Origin of the sequence: Streptomyces sp. NBC_00554 (assembly GCF_041431135.1) — a bacterium.
GTDB lineage: Bacteria > Actinomycetota > Actinomycetes > Streptomycetales > Streptomycetaceae > Streptomyces.
This window is the reverse complement of sequence record NZ_CP107799.1, coordinates 7,385,182-7,401,942: the sequence shown is the minus strand read 5'-3', so window position 1 is coordinate 7,401,942 and position 16,761 is coordinate 7,385,182. Positions and strand designations below refer to the sequence as shown.

At 71.8% G+C, this 16,761-nt stretch carries 16 protein-coding genes; 8 read left to right on the top strand and 8 right to left on the bottom strand.

The window, feature by feature from the left end:
* Positions 1–4: 4 nt before the first annotated feature.
* Positions 5–283, bottom strand: a complete 279-nt coding sequence (locus tag OG266_RS32585; protein WP_266465018.1) for a hypothetical protein — start codon at positions 281–283, stop codon at positions 5–7.
* A gap of 21 nt (positions 284–304) precedes the next feature.
* Complete coding sequence (locus OG266_RS32580; RefSeq protein WP_266826295.1) at positions 305–1,099, bottom strand: PspA/IM30 family protein; 795 nt, start codon at positions 1,097–1,099, stop codon at positions 305–307.
* A gap of 309 nt (positions 1,100–1,408) precedes the next feature.
* Here OG266_RS32580 and OG266_RS32575 point away from each other — a divergent pair, with 309 nt between their 5' ends.
* The 3 genes from OG266_RS32575 to OG266_RS32565 all read left to right on the top strand — a co-directional run bounded on the left by OG266_RS32575 (position 1,409) and on the right by OG266_RS32565 (position 3,950).
* Entirely contained in the window at positions 1,409–2,035 is a 627-nt protein-coding gene (locus OG266_RS32575) for a DUF3043 domain-containing protein (RefSeq protein WP_266465012.1), read from the top strand.
* An 83-nt stretch (positions 2,036–2,118) separates the two neighbouring features.
* Positions 2,119–2,820: a methyltransferase domain-containing protein gene (locus OG266_RS32570; RefSeq protein WP_329550268.1), complete on the top strand. Its 702-nt coding sequence runs from the start codon at positions 2,119–2,121 to the stop codon at positions 2,818–2,820.
* A 59-nt stretch (positions 2,821–2,879) separates the two neighbouring features.
* Positions 2,880–3,950, top strand: coding sequence for a S1C family serine protease (locus tag OG266_RS32565; protein WP_371550071.1), 1,071 nt, complete (start codon positions 2,880–2,882; stop codon positions 3,948–3,950).
* A gap of 234 nt (positions 3,951–4,184) precedes the next feature.
* Here OG266_RS32565 and OG266_RS32560 read toward each other — a convergent pair whose 3' ends face one another.
* A complete protein-coding gene (locus OG266_RS32560) occupies positions 4,185–4,400 on the bottom strand; it encodes a hypothetical protein (protein WP_266465007.1) in 216 nt (71 codons plus the stop codon).
* A gap of 113 nt (positions 4,401–4,513) precedes the next feature.
* Here OG266_RS32560 and OG266_RS32555 point away from each other — a divergent pair, with 113 nt between their 5' ends.
* A complete protein-coding gene (locus OG266_RS32555; RefSeq protein WP_266465004.1) occupies positions 4,514–5,716 on the top strand; it encodes a bifunctional adenosylcobinamide kinase/adenosylcobinamide-phosphate guanylyltransferase in 1,203 nt (400 codons plus the stop codon).
* A gap of 136 nt (positions 5,717–5,852) precedes the next feature.
* On the opposite strand, the gene OG266_RS32550 is transcribed toward OG266_RS32555, so the two are convergent.
* Positions 5,853–6,926 (bottom strand): class I SAM-dependent methyltransferase, encoded by a 1,074-nt coding sequence (locus OG266_RS32550; RefSeq protein ID WP_371550067.1) that lies wholly within the window; start codon positions 6,924–6,926, stop codon positions 5,853–5,855.
* A 154-nt stretch (positions 6,927–7,080) separates the two neighbouring features.
* On the opposite strand from OG266_RS32550, the gene cobT reads away from it, so the two are divergent.
* From cobT to OG266_RS32535, 3 genes are all read left to right on the top strand, one after another.
* Positions 7,081–8,217 (top strand): nicotinate-nucleotide--dimethylbenzimidazole phosphoribosyltransferase, encoded by a 1,137-nt coding sequence (gene cobT, locus OG266_RS32545; protein ID WP_371550065.1) that lies wholly within the window; start codon positions 7,081–7,083, stop codon positions 8,215–8,217.
* A gap of 203 nt (positions 8,218–8,420) precedes the next feature.
* Positions 8,421–10,178: a phosphatidylglycerol lysyltransferase domain-containing protein gene (locus tag OG266_RS32540; protein ID WP_371550063.1), complete on the top strand. Its 1,758-nt coding sequence runs from the start codon at positions 8,421–8,423 to the stop codon at positions 10,176–10,178.
* A gap of 38 nt (positions 10,179–10,216) precedes the next feature.
* Positions 10,217–10,918: a hypothetical protein gene (locus OG266_RS32535; RefSeq protein WP_371550061.1), complete on the top strand. Its 702-nt coding sequence runs from the start codon at positions 10,217–10,219 to the stop codon at positions 10,916–10,918.
* Here the strand turns inward: OG266_RS32535 and OG266_RS32530 are convergent.
* Positions 10,855–11,622: a hypothetical protein gene (locus tag OG266_RS32530; RefSeq protein ID WP_326723641.1), complete on the bottom strand. Its 768-nt coding sequence runs from the start codon at positions 11,620–11,622 to the stop codon at positions 10,855–10,857. The genes OG266_RS32535 and OG266_RS32530 overlap by 64 nt on opposite strands.
* A gap of 71 nt (positions 11,623–11,693) precedes the next feature.
* Between OG266_RS32530 and OG266_RS32525 the strand changes: the two genes are divergently transcribed.
* Entirely contained in the window at positions 11,694–12,476 is a 783-nt protein-coding gene (locus tag OG266_RS32525; RefSeq protein ID WP_266464989.1) for an adenosylcobinamide-GDP ribazoletransferase, read from the top strand.
* A 38-nt stretch (positions 12,477–12,514) separates the two neighbouring features.
* Here the strand turns inward: OG266_RS32525 and OG266_RS32520 are convergent, their stop codons facing one another.
* From OG266_RS32520 to pelF, 3 genes are read right to left on the bottom strand one after another with little or no spacing between them, the layout of a single operon-like run.
* Positions 12,515–13,183, bottom strand: a complete 669-nt coding sequence (locus OG266_RS32520) for a spherulation-specific family 4 protein (RefSeq protein WP_371550058.1) — start codon at positions 13,181–13,183, stop codon at positions 12,515–12,517.
* Positions 13,180–15,138: a hypothetical protein gene (locus tag OG266_RS32515; protein WP_371550056.1), complete on the bottom strand. Its 1,959-nt coding sequence runs from the start codon at positions 15,136–15,138 to the stop codon at positions 13,180–13,182. The genes OG266_RS32520 and OG266_RS32515 overlap by 4 nt, the downstream gene beginning before the upstream one ends.
* Positions 15,135–16,655, bottom strand: a complete 1,521-nt coding sequence (gene pelF, locus OG266_RS32510; protein WP_371550054.1) for a GT4 family glycosyltransferase PelF — start codon at positions 16,653–16,655, stop codon at positions 15,135–15,137. The genes OG266_RS32515 and pelF overlap by 4 nt, the downstream gene beginning before the upstream one ends.
* Between the last annotated feature and the right edge of the window lie 106 nt (positions 16,656–16,761).

Genomic DNA, 16,761 nt, shown 5'->3' with positions numbered 1-16,761 from the left:
ATCCTCAGCCAGGGATCAAGCCGTCGTCGCTCAGCATCTCGCGGACCTCCGCGAGGGTCGCGTCCGGGGACGGGAGGATCAGTTCCGAGGGTTCCAGGGCGTCGTCGGGGAGCGGAGTGCCCAGGCGGCGGACCTCCTCCAGGAGGGCACCCAGGGTGCGGCGGAAGCCGGACTCGTCGCCGCTCTCGATCTCGGCGAGCAGCTCGTCGTCCAGCTTGTTCAGTTCGGTGAGGTGGACGTCGTCCAGCCTCACCTGCCCCTCCCCCATGATCCGTACGATCATGTCGCCCTCCTAAGGCGTGGGCTACTGCTTGTCGAAGCGGGGGGTGTCCTGCGGCTGGGACTGCGACTGGCCCTGACCCGTGCCGCCCTCGATCGCCGGCTTCGCCGCGGAGCCTCCGGCCAGCTCGGCCTTCATGCGCTGCAGTTCCAGCTCTACATCCGTACCACCGGAGAGCCGGTCCAGCTCGGTCTGGATGTCGTCCTTGGCAAGACCCGACTGGTCGTCGAGGGCGCCCGAGGCGAGCAGCTCGTCGATCGCGCCGGCCCGCGCCTGGAGCTGCGCGGTCTTGTCCTCGGCACGCTGAATCGCCATGCCGACGTCGCCCATCTCCTCGGAGATGCCGGAGAAGGCCTCCCCGATCCGGGTCTGCGCCTGGGCGGCGGTGTAGGTGGCCTTGATGGTCTCCTTCTTCGTACGGAAGGCGTCCACCTTGGCCTGGAGGCGCTGCGCCGCAAGGGTGAGCTTCTCCTCCTCGCCCTGGAGGGTCTGGTGCTGCGTCTCCAGGTCGGTCACCTGCTGCTGGAGCGCGGCCCGGCGCGACAGCGCCTCGCGGGCCAGGTCCTCCCGGCCGAGCGCCAGCGCCTTGCGGCCCTGGTCCTCCAGCTTGGAGGACTGGTTCTGGAGCTGGTTCAGCTGCAGTTCCAGGCGCTTGCGGCTGGTCGCCACATCGGCGACACCGCGGCGCACCTTCTGGAGCAGCTCCAGCTGCTTCTGGTACGAGTAATCGAGGGTTTCGCGCGGGTCCTCGGCCCGGTCAAGGGCCTTGTTCGCCTTCGCGCGGAAGATCATCCCCATACGCTTCATGACACCGCTCATGGGCTTCGCGCGCCCCCTTCTGACGGACTCCAGCTCCAGGTACTGCAACAGAACCCACAGTACGGGCCCTGCATCCATTACCGCACTGTTCGGGGACGGATGCGCTCATCCCCAAGGACGACTGCGTACGACGCCGCTCCGGCGTAGGGAGTAGGTGGATCTCGGGGTCCACCAGGGGTTCCCGTGGAGCACCTGGGGAATTCCTGCGAGCCCGCCCGGCGAAACCATGCGCAACGTCCCGTCTGTCCCAGTACTTTCCCAGTACAGACGTACGGTGTTGCCGGATCGTTCCCCACTCGAATGACGTCCATGCGCGCACACCGCGTACCCTTGGGTTTTGTGTTTCGTAGCCGCGCCAAGGAAGAGAAGGCACCCGCCGACAAGGCGGCCGTGACCGACTCCAAGCAGACCCGTGATCCGCAGGCCCCCAAGGGCCGCCCCACGCCCAAGCGCAGTGAGGCCCAGACCCAGCGTCGCAGCGTGGCGAACACGCCGACGACGCGCAAGGAGGCTTCCAAGCGGAATCGCGACGAGCGTCGCGCCGCGATGGAGCGGCAGCGTCAGGCGCTGGCCAACGGTGACGAGCGTTATCTGCCCGCCCGCGACAAGGGCCCGGTGCGGAAGTTCGCCCGCGACTTCGTTGACTCGCGGTTCTGCATCGCCGAGTTCTTCCTGCCGCTGGCCGTGATCATCCTCGTGCTGAGCATGGTGCGGGTGGGCTCGCTGCAGAACATCGCGCTGCTGCTGTGGCTCGTGGTCATCCTGCTGATCGTGGTCGACTCGATCGGCATCGCGATCCGGCTGAAGAAGCAGCTGAGCACGCGCTTCCCGGACCTGCCCAGGAAGGGCGCGGTCGCCTACGCGCTGATGCGTACTCTCCAGATGCGTCGACTCCGGCTGCCGAAGCCGCAGGTCAAGCGCGGAGAGCGGCCCTGAGCGCGACATCTTTCTCCGGGGGCGCGGTGGATGCCTGGCTGAGCAAGCTGGGCGGACTGCGTGATGTCGTACGGCAGGAGCTGGTGGCCCGGCAGCTCGACGAGCAGATAGCCGGGCGGTATCCCGTCGGGCAGCGGCTGCGGGTCCTTGACGTCGGGATGGGCCAGGGGACGCAGGCGCTGCGGCTGGCCCGGGCCGGGCATCAGGTGACCGGTCTCGAGCAGGACGCGAAGATGCTGGCCGTGGCCCGTCAGGCGCTGGCCGCCGAGCCCGAGGGCATCCGGGGGCGCGTGCGCCTCATCGAGGGTGACGGGCGCGAGACGGGTGTCCACTTCCTGCCGGGCAGCTTCGACGTGGTGCTGTGCCATGGCGTACTGATGTACGTGCAGGAGCCCGACCCGCTGCTGGCGGGCCTCGCGCGGATGCTGGCCCCCGGCGGGCTGCTCTCGCTGCTCGTACGGAACGCCGACGCGCTGGCCATGCGGTCCGGGCTGGCCGGGGACTGGGCGGCGGCGCTGACGGCCTTCGACACCACCGCGTACACGAACCGCCTGGGCCTCGACGTGCGCGCCGACCGGCTCTCCACGCTGACGTCGACGCTCGCCGGGATCGGGGCGCCGTTGCACGCCTGGTTCGGCGTGCGGGTCTTCACGGACACCGCGGCCGACGGTGCCTCCCTCCCCGCGGACTTGGACGGTCTCCTCGCCGCGGAGGAACGGGCCGGGCGGACCGATCCCTATCGCCAGGTGGCGGCGTTGCTGCACCTGTGCGGGGTGCGGGGCTGACGACCCGTTCGGGTGCGCATGGCAGGTCGGGGCAAGTCCCCGAAAGGGACACTTCGGGCATGGATGTTTCCCGTACCCGTGCCCGGCTGCATCTCCCGCTGGCCGCGCTCGTCTGCTCCGTCGCTCTGATCGCCGGCTGCTCCTCCGGCTCCGGGTCGTCACCCGCCCAGGACGGCACGACGACGCAGGCGGCGGCCCCGGCCGCGGCCAATGACCTCCAGGACGACTACCTGAAGGTGATCAAGGACGTACTGCCGTCGGTGGTGCAGATCCGGGCGAGCGGTGATCTGGGGTCCGGGGTGGTGTACGACGACAACGGGCACATCGTCACCAACGCGCACGTGGTCGGGGACGAGAAGACGTTCAAGGTCACGACCGCCAACAGCGAGGACGAGCTGACCGCGACGCTCGTCTACGCCTACCCGCAGCAGGACCTCGCCGTCATCAAACTGGACAAGGTGCCGGACGGGCTGAAGGCGGCGTCCTTCGGGGACTCCTCGAAGGTGCAGGTCGGCCAGATCGTGCTGGCGATGGGGTCACCCCTCGGGCTGTCGTCCAGCGTGACCCAGGGCATCGTGTCGGCGACCGGACGCACCGTCAGCGAGGGCAGCACCGGGGGCGGGACCGGCGCCACCATCGCGAACATGGTGCAGACGTCGGCGGCGATCAACCCGGGCAACAGCGGCGGCGCGCTCGTCGATCTCGACGGACGGGTCATCGGCATCCCCACGCTCGCCGCGACCGATCCCACCCTCGGGGGCACGGCGCCCGGTATCGGCTTCGCGATCCCCGCGTCGATGGTCACGAAGGTCGCCGACCAGATCATCAAGGACGGCAGGGTCACCGACTCAGGGCGGGCCGCGCTCGGCATCACGGCCCGTACGGTCGTGGACGACGACTACCAGGCAGCCGCGGGGGTCGCCGTGGTCGAGGTGAAGAGCGGCGGCGCGGCCGACAAGGCGGGCATCGAGCCCGGCGACATCATCACCAAGATCGGGGACACCGACATCACCACGATCACCTCGCTCTCCGAGGCGCTCGCCGCCGAGAAGCCGGGCGACAAGGTGGCGGTGACGTACACGAGGGGCGGGAGCGAGAAGACGGTGGATGTGACCTTGGGCGAGCAGTAGACACGGCGGCGGACACGTGGGTGCCGGGGGCGAGCAGTAGACACGGTGCGGTGGACACGTGGGTGCCGGGAGCGAGCAGTAGAAACGGTGCGGTGGACACATGGGTGCCGGGAGCGAGCAGTAGAAACGGTGCCGTGAACGTGGGTGCCGGGGGCGAACCCCGGCACCCGCCGCTACCGCATCGGCCCGCCTACGCCTCCGAAGCTGCGCGCAGGCCCGGCAGCCCCGACCGGCCTACGCCTCCGCAGCGGCGTGCAGGCTCATCGGTCCGTAGATCTGTGTGCTGTCCTCGAAGAGGAACACCTGCTCCGCGCCGCCCTCCAGGAGCTCCTTCCACACCTCGCCGATCCAGGACTCCGCGTCCCCCTGCGTGGTGAACTCCTCGGGCTGCACCACGGGTTGGACCTCTGTCCCGTCGGCCTTCTCGAACCGCCACGTCCATGCCGCCATGTACGCCTCCCAGGTATGAGCACACTGCACAGCGGAAGCCGGACAAGATCCGGCTCCTGCCCGAAGCCTAGTCGGACCTGCAAGACCTGCGGGGACACGCGAAAATCATCCCCGTGGAACTGACTCTGCTCGGCACCGGCGCCCCAGACGGCCTGCCCCGCCCCGACTGCCCCTGCGCGGCCTGCGCGACCGCGCTCGGCGAGCACGCGCGGGCGGCGACCGCGCTGCTCGTCGACGGCACGCTGCTGCTCGACCTCACCCCCGGCGTGGCGTTCGCGGCCGCCCGTTCCGGGCACTCGCTGGGCGGCGTACGGCAGGTACTGCTCTCGCACCCGCACGACGGCCCCGCGGTCGAGGTGCCGGCCGGGCTGCCGCAGCCCGGGCGGGTCCCCGACGGGCGGGAGTTGGCGCTGCTGACCGGTCACCGGGTGCGGGCCGTGCCGATGGACGCGCCCGGCACGGGGTACGCGGTGACGGGGCCCGACGGGCAGCGGCTGCTGTATCTGCCGCCGGGCGCGGCGCCCGCCGGGCTCGACGTGAACGGCGACCCGCCGTACGACATGGTCGTCGCCGATGTCGTGGGGCGCCCCGACGCCCTGGCGAAACTGCGTGCGGTGGGCGCCGCCGGTCCGGCGACGGACGTGATCGCGGTGCATCTCGACCACGACGTGCCGCCGGGGGCCGAACTGCGGCGGCGGCTCGCGGCGGCCGGCGCACGGGCGGTGCCGGACGGGTCGACGCTGGACGTGGGCGTCTACGAGGACGTCCCCGACGTGCCGCGCCGCACGCTCGTGCTCGGCGGCGCGCGGTCGGGCAAGTCGGTGGAGGCGGAACGGCGCCTCGAGGCCTTCCCCGACGTCCTGTACGTCGCGACGGGCGGCGCCCGCAACGGCGACAACGAGTGGGCGGCACGCGTGCACGCCCACCGCGAGCGGCGCCCCGGCTCCTGGCGCACCACCGAGACCTGCGACCTCGTGCCCCTCCTGGCACAGGACGGCGCCCCCCTTCTCATCGACTGCCTCTCCCTCTGGCTGACCGACGCGATGGACTCCGTGAACGCCTGGGACGACGCGGAGTGGTCCGGCGGCGGGGAACGCGCACTGCGCGCCCGCGTGGAGGAGTTGACGACCGCCGTCCGGCAGACCCGCCGCACGGTCGTCGCCGTCTCCAACGAGGTCGGGTCGGGGATCGTCCCGGCCACGGCTTCGGGGCGGCGGTACCGGGATGAACTGGGGCGGTTGAACGCGGGGTTCGGGGCGGAGTGTGAGCATCTGTTGTTGGTGGTGGCGGGGCAGGCGGTGTCGTTGCGGGGGTGAGGGGGCCGCGGAGCGGCGCGGTGGTGGGGGTCGCGGAGCGGGCCGGAAGGGCCGGTGGGTGGGGGAAACGCCGCGGAGCGGCGGGGAAAGGACCGCGGAGCGGGCCAAGGCAGGGGCCGCGGAGCGGTGTAAAGCCTCAACGGCGGGCGATGATGCGGTACGCGTTCGAGAAGCGGGTGCGGCGGAAGAGGGGGGCCAACACATGGTCCAGGGCGACGGCTGAGGCGAGCAGGGGGACGGACGTGCGCGTCAGGGCCGTACGCAGGTGGCGCTGGAGGACGGTGGGCGGGGCGGGCCGCCACGGGGCATCGAGGCCGGGCAGGACGCGGCTGAGGACCAGCGCGACGGCGCCTGAGAGGTCGTACGGGATGTGCGGTTCTCGACGGTCCGTCGAGACGATCTCGCAGCCGAGCGATTCGAGTTCGGCGAGCAGGTTGGGCAGCGGCATCAGGTGGAGGTGGCGCGGCTGGCCGTAGGACATCCACCACTTGCCGAGGAGCGGGCCGAACGCGCAGTCGGGGTCCGGGACTTCGACGAGGAGGTGTCCGCCGGGGCGCAGCACGGTCAGCGCGGCGCGCAGTTCCTCGCGGGGGTCGGGGGTGTGCTCCAGGTGGTGGAACATGCTGACGACGTCGTAGCGGGCGCGCAGCCGTTCGGCGATCTCCGGGTCGGTGAGCCTGCCGCGGTGGGCTTCCTCCACCCGTCCGGCGGCCCGTGCCTTGTCGACGCGCCGGGTGGGGTCGAGCCCGTCGAAGGCGGTGTACGGGTGGATCTCCTTGGCCACCGCGGGGAAGTACCCGTGCCCGGTGCCGACGTCGAGCCAGCTCTCAGGTTCGGGGTGGGGCAGCATCGCGCGGGCGGCGGCCAGATGACGGCCGTGTCCAGCGCGGGCGGCGAGGATCCGCTCGGCGAGGCCGTCGTGTGCGTCCGCCTGGCGGTCGGGGTGGTAGTCCCGGTGGTAGAAGGCCACTCCCTCGGCCGTCAGCCGGGGGTTCTGGAAGGCGTGGGCGCAGTCCCCGCACTCGTCGACGACGAAGGTGCCGGGTTTGCGCTGCCGCAGGTCCGGTGTGCGGAGCCGGGTGCGCAGCCGCTTCGAGCCGCACCAGGGGCAGTCGTCCCGGCGCGGTTCATGGAACCGGTCGGTGCCCTGGGCGAGTTCGCTCAGCCAGGCGGCGCGGCGTTCGGCGGCCGACTGCGGGGTGGGGGGCATGGGTGCTCCTGTTGTTCCTGCGTGCTCCTGTGGGGACGAAGAGCCGCACGAAAGCCGTACGACAATCCGACACAAAAGGTACGTAGCGGATGGCGATCTCAGGTGCACCGACGTGGCGCAGCCGTGTTCGATCGGTGCCGGTACTGTTCGGCGAATGAGCTCGCTTAATCTCGACGACTTCACCGATCTGATCGAGCGTCCCGACGGAGGCGTCCGCCGCGACGCCGAGGCGCACCGGGAGCGCCAGATCGTGCCGCCCGGCGCACTGGGCCGCCTCGACGACCTGGGTGAATGGCTGGCGGCGGCACAGGGCGCGGTGCCGGTGCGGCCGATCGAGCACCCGCGCGCGGTGCTGTTCGCGGGCGATCACGGGATCGCCGGACTCGGCGTGTCGGCTCGGCCCGCGGGCAGCGCCGACCAGTTGGTGCGGGCGGTCCTGGAGGGCGCGAGCCCGGCGTCGATCCTCGCCCGCCGGCTGGGCGTTCCGGTGCGTGTCGTCGACATGGCGCTGGACTGCGATCCGGAGGGGCTGCCCGACGAGGTCGTACGGCATCGGGTGCGGCGCGGTTCGGGTCGTATCGACGTCGAGGACGCGCTGACTGCGGAGGAGGCGGAGGCGGCGTTCCGCGCGGGCGTCGCCGTCGCGGACGAAGAGGCCGACTCCGGTACGGATCTGGTGGTGCTCGGCGACATCAGCGTCGGCGGGACCACGGCGGCGGCCGTGCTGGTCGCCGCGCTGTGCGGGACCGACGCGTCCGTGGTCACCGGGCGGGGCGGGCTCGCCATCGACGACCTCGCGTGGATGCGCAAGTGCGCCGCCGTGCGGGACGCGCTGCGGCGGGCCCGGCCGGTGCTCGGGGATCAGCTGCAGCTGCTCGCGGTGGTCGGCGGGGCCGATCTCGCGGCGATGACCGGGTTCCTGCTGCAGAGCGCGGTGCGGAAGATGCCGGTGGTTCTCGATGGGGTTGTCTCGGCCGCCTGCGCGCTGGTCGCGCAGCGGGTCGCCTTCCGGGCGCCGGACTGGTGGCTGGCCGGTCAGAACAGTGGGGAGCCGGCGCAGGCGAAGGCGCTGGACCGGATGGCTCTGGAGCCTCTGCTCGACCATGGGGTCACGGTGGGCGAGGGGGCGGGGGCGCTTCTCGCGCTTCCCCTTGTCCAGGCGGCGGCAGCGCTGGCGGCGGAGCTTCCGGAGAAGCCGTTGCCCGAGGCCTCCGGCCAGGACGAGGTCTCCGACCAGGACGAGACCTCCGGCCAGGAAGGGCTCTCCAGCCAGGACAAGGAAGCGGAGTAGTGGCCGGGGCAGGGGGTTTCGCCCCCTCCGCCCCTACCCGTCCCTTGTTCCTGGGGCTCCGCCCCAGACCCCGCTCCTCAAACGCCGGAGGGGCTGAAGATTTCCCCGGCCGGAGCTGAATCTCTCGCTGGCCGGGACTGAATCTCTCCCCAACCGGGGCCAGAAGCCCTTAGCCCGCCCGGCGCCCCATATCATCCCCTCCCATGGGAGATGCCCGAATTGTCGCCGATCGGGAGCGGGGCGCCGCCCAGCGGGCCGCCTCCTTCGCGGTCTGGTACTTGCGCGTTGTCACGTTCTTGAACTTTCTGAGTGCCGTGTGGGTCTCCTTCGGGCAGGACCTGCGGCGGCACAACACCGAGAACTACTTCACCCCGTATCTGCTGACGGCGGGATTCGCGTCCGGCGTCTTCACGATGTTCCTGGCGATCACGATGCGCCGCCGGAAGCGGGCCGCGTGGATCCTGAACCTCGTGCTGAGCGGGCTGTTCCTGCTGTTGTTCGCGTTCGCGCTGGCTTTCCCGGAGATCCGCCGGTACCCGCAGAACTGGATCTCGTGCATCCTGACCGCGGCCTTCGTGGCGTCGCTCGTCGTCGGCCGCCGGGAGTTCTACGCCAAGGGCGACCGGTCGAATCCCAAGCTGGCCGCGGCCGTCGCGGTCGGCGGGCTGTTGGTCACCTCGCTGTTCGCCGCGTTCCTGGTGACGGTCACCAACCAGGCCCACGACGCGCACCGTTCGACCTTCCTCGACCGCTGGCGCTACGGCGTCCTGCGGCTCGTCTCCGTCGCTGCCGACGACTCCCGCTTCCCCGGGATCACCACGCCCAACTGGGTCAACGTCACCATCAACGTGCTCAGCACCCTGCTGATCCTCGCCGTCTTCTACGCCGCCTTCCGCTCCCGGCGTGCCGTCGACCCGCTCACCGAGGACGACGAGCGACGGCTGCGGGCGCTGCTCGACAGATACGGCGACCGGGACTCACTCGGCTACTTCGCCCTGCGCCGCGAGAAGAGCGCGGTCTGGTCGCCGACCGGCAAGGCTGCCGTCGTCTACCGCGTCCTCGGCGGGGTCTCGCTGGCCTCCGGTGATCCCATCGGCGATCTGGAGGCCTGGCCCGGCGCCATCGAACCCTGGCTGGCCGAGGCGCGCGAGCACGGCTGGATCCCGGCGGTGATGGGTGCGAGCGAGGAGGCGGGCACCGTCTATGCCCGGCACGGCCTGGACGCCCTGGAGCTCGGCGACGAAGCCATCGTGGAGACCGCCGAGTTCACGCTCGACGGACGGGCCATGCGCACCGTCCGGCAGGCCTACAACCGGGTCAAGCGCGCCGGGTACGAGGTGCGCATCCGGCGCCACCAGGACATCCCGGCCGACGAGATGGCGTACCTCCTCGAACGCGCCGACGACTGGCGCGACGGCGCCACCGAACGCGGGTTCAGCATGGCGCTCGGGCGGCTCGGCCATCCCGACGACGGGCAGTGCATGATGCTCGAATGCACTGACGGGGACGGTGAGTTGAGGGCGGTGCTGTCCTTCGTGCCGTGGGGGCCGCACGGACTCTCCCTCGACCTCATGAGGCGCGACCGCGACTCCGAGAACGGGCTGATGGAGTTCATGGTGATCGAACTCCTCAACCGTGCCCAGGAGATCCAGATCACCCAGGTCTCACTCAACTTCGCCATGTTCCGCTCGGTCTTCGAACGTGGCGCGCGCCTCGGCGCGGGGCCGGTGCTGCGGCTGTGGCGCTCCCTGCTCAGCTTCTTCTCCCGCTGGTGGCAGATCGAGTCGCTGTACCGCGCCAACGCCAAGTACCGGCCCATCTGGGAGCCGCGGTTCCTGCTCTTCGAGAAGAGCGCGGACCTGCTGCGCATCGGTGTCGCGTCCGCGCGCGCCGAAGGGTTCCTGGAGGCGCCGGGCCTGCCGAAGTGGCTGCACCGAAAGCACCTGGAGTCGCACGGATGAAGTCGCACGGATGAGGACGGAGAGATGAAGTCGCAGAGGTGAGGTGGCCCGCCCGCTGGGCCCGTGCCGAATGGGGGCTGCTGTACGTCACCGTGCGCGAGGCGCTCCTCAGGGAACGGTGGCGGGCGATCCCCATGACCATCGGAACGGTCTGCCTGACGGCCGCCCTCCAGTTCGTCCAGAACCAGTCCTGGGGCTATCAATTCGTCCAGGACATCGGCTCCGTCCGCGCCGAGGACCCGCTCCCGCTCGCCCTCGCACGCACCCCGCTCTCCCTCTTCGTACCGGCGCTCGACCTCCCGGTGTGGGGCGCGCTCGCGCAGATCCTCCTGGTGTTCGGGATCGCCGAGATCTGTCTCGGCCGGTGGCGGACCCTCGTCGTCGCCTACGTCGCCACGCTGGCCGGCACGCTCTACGCGCGCGTGGGCATCGCGTTGGGCCCCGGGAGTCCGCTGGGGCTGCCCTCGGCGGACCGGCTTGTCGTCGACACCGGTCCTTCGGCGGCCGTGGTCGGCCTGGCCGTCTTCGTGTGCTGGCGCTATCGCGCGTACGTCACGGGGGGTCTGGTGATCGCGGCGATGCTCGTCGAGGTCACGGTCAAGGAGAACCTCGCGGGCAAGGAACATCTCGGAGCCATCGCCGTGGTGCTGCTGCTGTGCGGGGTCTCCGCGTGGCGTCACCGGCCGCCGGGCAGCGCGCGGACGGGCTCGGGGTCCGGTTTGCCGCCGATCCAGTCCTGAAGCTTTCGGCTGGGGCCCGCCCAGCGGCGGTCGTGGTGGTAGGCCCGCAGGGTGGACTTGGCCCGGGCGCGCGGCCGGCGCCGGTAGAAGCGCTTGGCCCAGGGCGAGCCGGGGCGGGCCAGCCGGACCGCGCCGACGATCGCGACGAACGGGATGATGACGCCGAAGATCGCCATGCGGGCCTTGCCCTTGCCCAGGGCGAGCAGCGCGATACCGAAGTTCACGAGGATGCTCACGATCACGCCGCCCCGGTCCTGCAGTTCCTCGTCGCTGAGGTCGTTGACGCCGAACGGCAGGAAGCCGCTGAGCACCAGGCCGACGAGGGCCGCCGTGACCACTACGACCTCGACGCTCTTGCGCCCCTCCTCGGTCCAGTAGACGTCGTCGAGATGCAGGATCAGCGCGAACTCGTCGAGCACCAGGCCCGTACCGGCCCCGAACACCACGGCGAACACGGCCGCACCGAATCCGTACCGGCTGCTGGCCACCGCCCCGAAACCGCCGATCACCGTCAGCACGACACCGGGGACGACGTGGTGGATGTGCAGACCGCCCGCCTTCACGTTGCCGAACGGCCCTTTGCCGGCCCGGATCATCCGGACGATGACTCGGGTGATCACAAAGGTCAGCACGAACGAGGCGAGCGCCAGCAGCAGCGGCAGTTTCCCCGGCTCGATGATGTTCCGCTGCAACCAATGACCCATATCGCGCACTTTATCCACGACTGTCCATGGCCGCCGTACGGGCCCCCGGGACCCCCGGGTAACCTGCGCCGGTGTCCAAGACCCCCCTTCCCGACGCCCTCCGCTTCGCCTTCGGCACCCTCACCGTGCTCCCCGTGACGGTGACCCGCTGGGACCGTGCGGCCGCGCGCGGCGGGATGCTGTGCGCGCCTGTGGCCGGGCTGGTCGTCGGGGCGGGCGCGGCTCTGGTGGGGGTGGCGCTGCTGGCGATGGGCGCGGGCCCGCTGCTGGCCGCCGTGGCCACCGCCGCCGTACCGGCCGCGCTCACGCGCGGTCTGCACCTGGACGGGCTCGCCGACACCGCGGACGGGCTCGGCAGCGGCAAGCCCGCCGAGGACGCGCTGCGGATCATGAAGCAGTCGGACATCGGCCCGTTCGGGGTGATCACCCTGCTCTTCGTGCTGCTCGCCCAGGTGGCCGCACTCTTCCAGGCGTACGACACCTCCTGGGCCCGGGGTGTGCTCGCGGCCGTCGTCTCGGCGACCGCGGCCCGGCTCGCCCTCACGCTGGCCGCCCGCACCGGCGTCCCGCCGGCCCGCCCCGAGGGCCTCGGCGCGGCGGTGGCGGGCACGGTGCCGGTGCGCGGGGCCCTGCTGGTGGCGGCCGTGGTCGTCGGGGCGGCGGCCGGCGCTGGTGCGCTCCTCGGGACGTACGACCTCGTGCGCGCCGCGCTCGCGGTCCTCGCCGCCTGCGTCGCCGCCGAACTGCTGCTGCGCCACTGCACCCGCCGTTTCGGCGGCATCACGGGCGACGTCTTCGGCGGCCTGGCGGAGACGGCCGCGACGACGGCGCTCGTGGTGCTGTCACTCGGCTGACATCGGCTCAGCCCATGCGTGGCCTCTCGGGTGGCCTCTCACCCAGCGGGCGCAAGGCCGTGCGGCAGGGTTCCCCAGGGGTGCTCGCCCGTGCCCGGCACCGCGCAGTGCAGGCCGGCGCCCCGCGCGCGGGCGGGCGCCGCCACGTCGACGCCCGCCGGCACACCGTGGACGAGGTGGCACAGCCGCGTCGCTGCGCCCGTCCACGGTGGCGGGCGGTCTTCCCTGTACATGTCGTACGTGTCCCAGGTGCCCTCGAAGGTGACGAGTACGTCGGCGATCCTGGCGTACGAGGGGTGCGGCGCCGTGCCGTGGTTGAGGGCGAGGGTGCCGCAGCCCAGCCCCCGGGCGGCTGTCGCGAGCCGCCGGTAGTACGCGAACTCGGCGATTCCCGAGGCGACCTGGTCGAGGAAGGCGCCGTCGGTTCCGTACCAGGAGCGGTGCCGTGACAGGTCGCGTACGACGGCGGCGCACGGTCTGCGGCCGTAGTCCGTGTCGGTGTACCCGAGCACCCGCACGTCCGCGGCGCGCAGCCGTTCGGCGACCGCGGCGAACGCCGGGTCGGGGCGTTCGCCGGGGCCGCTGGCCGGATTCAGCACGACGGAGTGGAGGCGGGGCGCGGCGGCGATCAGCGCCTCCCACTCGGCGGGGCGTACGGACGGGTGTTCGTAGTAGGGCACGAGGAGGGACTTGCCGGGCTGGTTCATCGGTGGGCGGTCGCCCTTCCCAACAGGCCGCAGACGAGCCCGGTCTGGGCGCCGGCCGCCGCACCGTTGACGATCAGGCCCACCCAGTGGGGGCTGCCCGCGTGCGCCGCCAGTGCCGCGGTCTGGGCGAGCGCAGCGACGCAGCAGACCGAGGCGGTGCTCAGGACGGCGCCGAAGGACTGGAGCAACAGCCCGGTCCACAGGACCACGCCGAGCAGGAGCAGCCCGGCGAGCCGTACGCCGCCGGTCACCGCGGGTGCGTGCGGCCACAGTGCGGACGTGGCGAGGCTGAGCGCGAACAGCGCGGCGAGGTAGCCGGTGAGGCACCGGACGAGGGTGCCGGACGTGGTGCGCCAGAAGTCCTTCGACGTGCCGCTGGACCGCAGCCCGGCAAGGCTCCCGCTGCGGAAGCGGAACAGCAGCCACTCGGCGGGGCCCATGCTCAGCGTCAACGCGACCGCGGCAGGCGCGGCCACCGCGGTGTGCGCGTCGCCTGCCAGTACGTCGCCGAGCGCCACGTAGAGCACGAGGACTCCACTGCCGAGTCCGAAGAGGGCGTAGGGCAAGGAGGTGGCGAGCCACGGGACGGCGGTACGGCGTGGACGCGCCGCCTCGGCGAGCGACCGCAGGCGGGCGCCCCGGGCGCCGGGCGTGATGCGGGCCTTGCGCGGAGCAGCGGGGGCCGCCGACCCACGGCCACGGTTCGCGGCGGTACCGCGAGGACGCACCTCTCCAACAAGCGACCGCAGGCGCGCGCCTCGGGCGCCGGGCAAGACACGCGCCTTGCGCAGAGCAGCGAGGGCCACCGACCGGTCGCCACCGTTCGCGGCGGTACCGCTAGGACGCGCCGCTTCAGCAAGCGACCGCAGACGGGCGCCTCGGGCGCCGGGCACGACGCGCGCCTTGCGCGGAGCGTCACGGGCCGCCGGGCGGTCGCCGGGGCCACGGTTCGGCCGGCCGCGGTCTCCGCTGGGGCCATCCGCCCGCCCACGCTCGCCACTCGTGGCCGTCGAGCCGGTCGTGGCCGGGCGCCGCCCGGTCACGCCGATCAGTGTCCCGAACGGCAGCAGTGCCGCGAGCCCCGCGGACCAGCTACCCTTCCCCGACGCCCCTACAGAGGGCGCCACTTCGAGCAGTGCGAGCAGGGTGACCGCCGCCAGTGAGCCTGTCAGCAGGAGGAGTCTCGGCAGGTCGGGGACCGGATGGAGCATGGCGAGGAGCGCGCCCGCGGTCATCGGCAGCAGGGCGGCGAGCAGGGCCCGTTCGCGGCCCATCACCAGCAGTACGGTGGCGGCGCCGAGATAGCAGGACTGTCCGGCGGCGAAGGCCACCGCCGCCGGTGCGGCCGTGCCCACCGCGGCCAGCGCGACCAGGGAGCCGAGCAGTACGCCCACCGGGGCGCCGACGAGCAGTGAGCGGCGGGCGGCCGAGCGGTCGCCCAGCCCCAGCAAGGAGTACGCCCGGTGGGCCAGCCCCTGGTTCCAGGTCCAGCCGCACAGCGCCCCGGCGAGCAGCGGGACCGTGCCGGCGGGGAGCCCGAACTCGCCCTTGGGGCCCGCGAGGAGTGGCGCCCCGAGTACGTATCCGAGGCCCGGCAGGGCGAAGACGACACCCCGCAACAGGCAGCCGAGGAGGCTGAGTTGCCAGGGGTCGTGGGGTGGGTCTTCCGGCTCGGGGTAGTGGCGCTCGACCCGTTCGTACAGTTCCTCGGCGAGGGCGAAGGAGTTCTCCATGCCGTAGCGCTCGCGTATCTGGTCGTCCGACATGCCGTCGGACTCCAGGAGCGCGGCTATCTCGTCGGGGTGGACGGCCGCGGCTATGAAGTCCCGTATGCGTGTGGCGAGTTCGTCGACAGGGTCCGGCTGCGCCCAGCTCGGTGTGCGGCGCTGGAGCGGCACATGCGGGAGCGTTTCCCCGTGTGCACCGGGCGGCGGCATGCGAAGCGAACCGCTCACCAGCCGGTCCCGTCCGTGGCGACCGCCTGGTACCAGGGGTCGCGCAGTTCGACGGTCCAGTCGGCGACGGTCTCGACGGTGGGCTCGTACACCTCGGGCAGGCCCGCCAGTTCCTGGTAGATGGTGCGGAAGGCGTCCACGGAACGGCGCAGTGTGAACCGATCGATGACGCGCTGGCGTGACAACTCGCCCAGTTCCAGGCGGCGTCGGTCGTCCTTCAGCAGGGTCAGCGCGGCGGCGGCCATCTTCTCAGGCTCGCGCGGAGGGACGACGAGACCGGTGTCGCCGACGGCCTCGCGGACACCGCCGACGTCGGTCGAGACCGTCGTACGGCCGCAGGACATCGCCTCGATGATCGAGAAGGGGAAGCCTTCGGAGATCGACGAGAGCATCACGAGGTGGCCTGCCGCGTAGGCGCGCCAGACCTCGCTGATCCGGCCCTCGAAGGTCAGCCCGTCGGTCACGCCCAGTTCGGCGGCGAGCTTCTCCAGGCGGGTGCGGTACTCCTCCCCGCCGGGCGGCACCGGGCCGAACAGCCGCAGCCGGGTCTCGGGCATTTCGGCGCGCACCATGCCGTACGCGCGGAGCAGTGTCTCCAGGTCCTTGATGGGGTCGACGCGACCGCACCAGGTGAGAGTGGGGACTTCGGGCTCGGGGCCCGCGTGCGGGAAGGCGGCCGGGTCGACGCCGTTGTAGACCGTGCGGATCCTGTCGGCCTCGGCGCCGCCGCGCTCCTCCCAGCGGCGGTTGTACTGGTTGCACGGGGTGATCAGGTCGGCCGCCCGGTAGCCGAGGGAGTTCAGCTCGCGGTAGAAGCCGAGCATGAACGCCTTGACGGGCCAGCGCTGTTCGGCACCGCGGTAGTTGAGGTAGCGCTCGCGCAGATAGATGCCGTGCTCGGTGAGGAGGAACGGGACCCCGTCCAGCTGGTGCGCGGCGAGGGCGGGCAGCGTGGCCAGGCCGCTGCTGACCGCGTGGGCCACTGTGTCCTCGGGGATGCGGATGCCGAGTGGGCGAAGTGCGTGCTCCAGCAGGTCCGTTGCCGTCAGCGCGTCGTGGACGGTGGGGCGGGCGGCGGCCGTCGGCAGGTGCGGCATCGTCCAGATCCACATCAGCGAGCGCAGCGCGGCCTCGGTGCGCAGGGCCGCCGACAGGCCTCCGTCGCGGGCGAGTTCGGCCAGCTGGTACAGCGCCTCGCCGAAGTCGCAGTGCGCGTCCGGGTCGAGGAAGGACAGCAGGAAACGCTCGTAGGTGTCGATGAACCGCCGCTGGGCCCGGCCCTGCGGCGCCCGGGTGTGCCCCGGCCGCGGGCCCCAGGTCGGCACGGAGGTGTGCCGGCGGATGTTGGGCGGCAGCTCCCAGGTCACGGGTTCGCGGCCGCTGCCGGTGAGCGAGACGATGTGGAAGTCGACCTCGGGCATGCCCTTCACGAGCTGGTCGCACCAGGTGCTGACCCCGCCGTGGACATGCGGATAGGTACCTTCGGTGAGCATGGTGACATGACGGCCTGTACGCATCGCTGCGCGGCTCCCCCTGTTTATGCGGATGTTCCAGGGGGAACTGCGGACCGGCCGCCGGCTGCTTGTCCGTCGTGGCTGGTCGCGCAGTTCCCCGCGCCCCCTT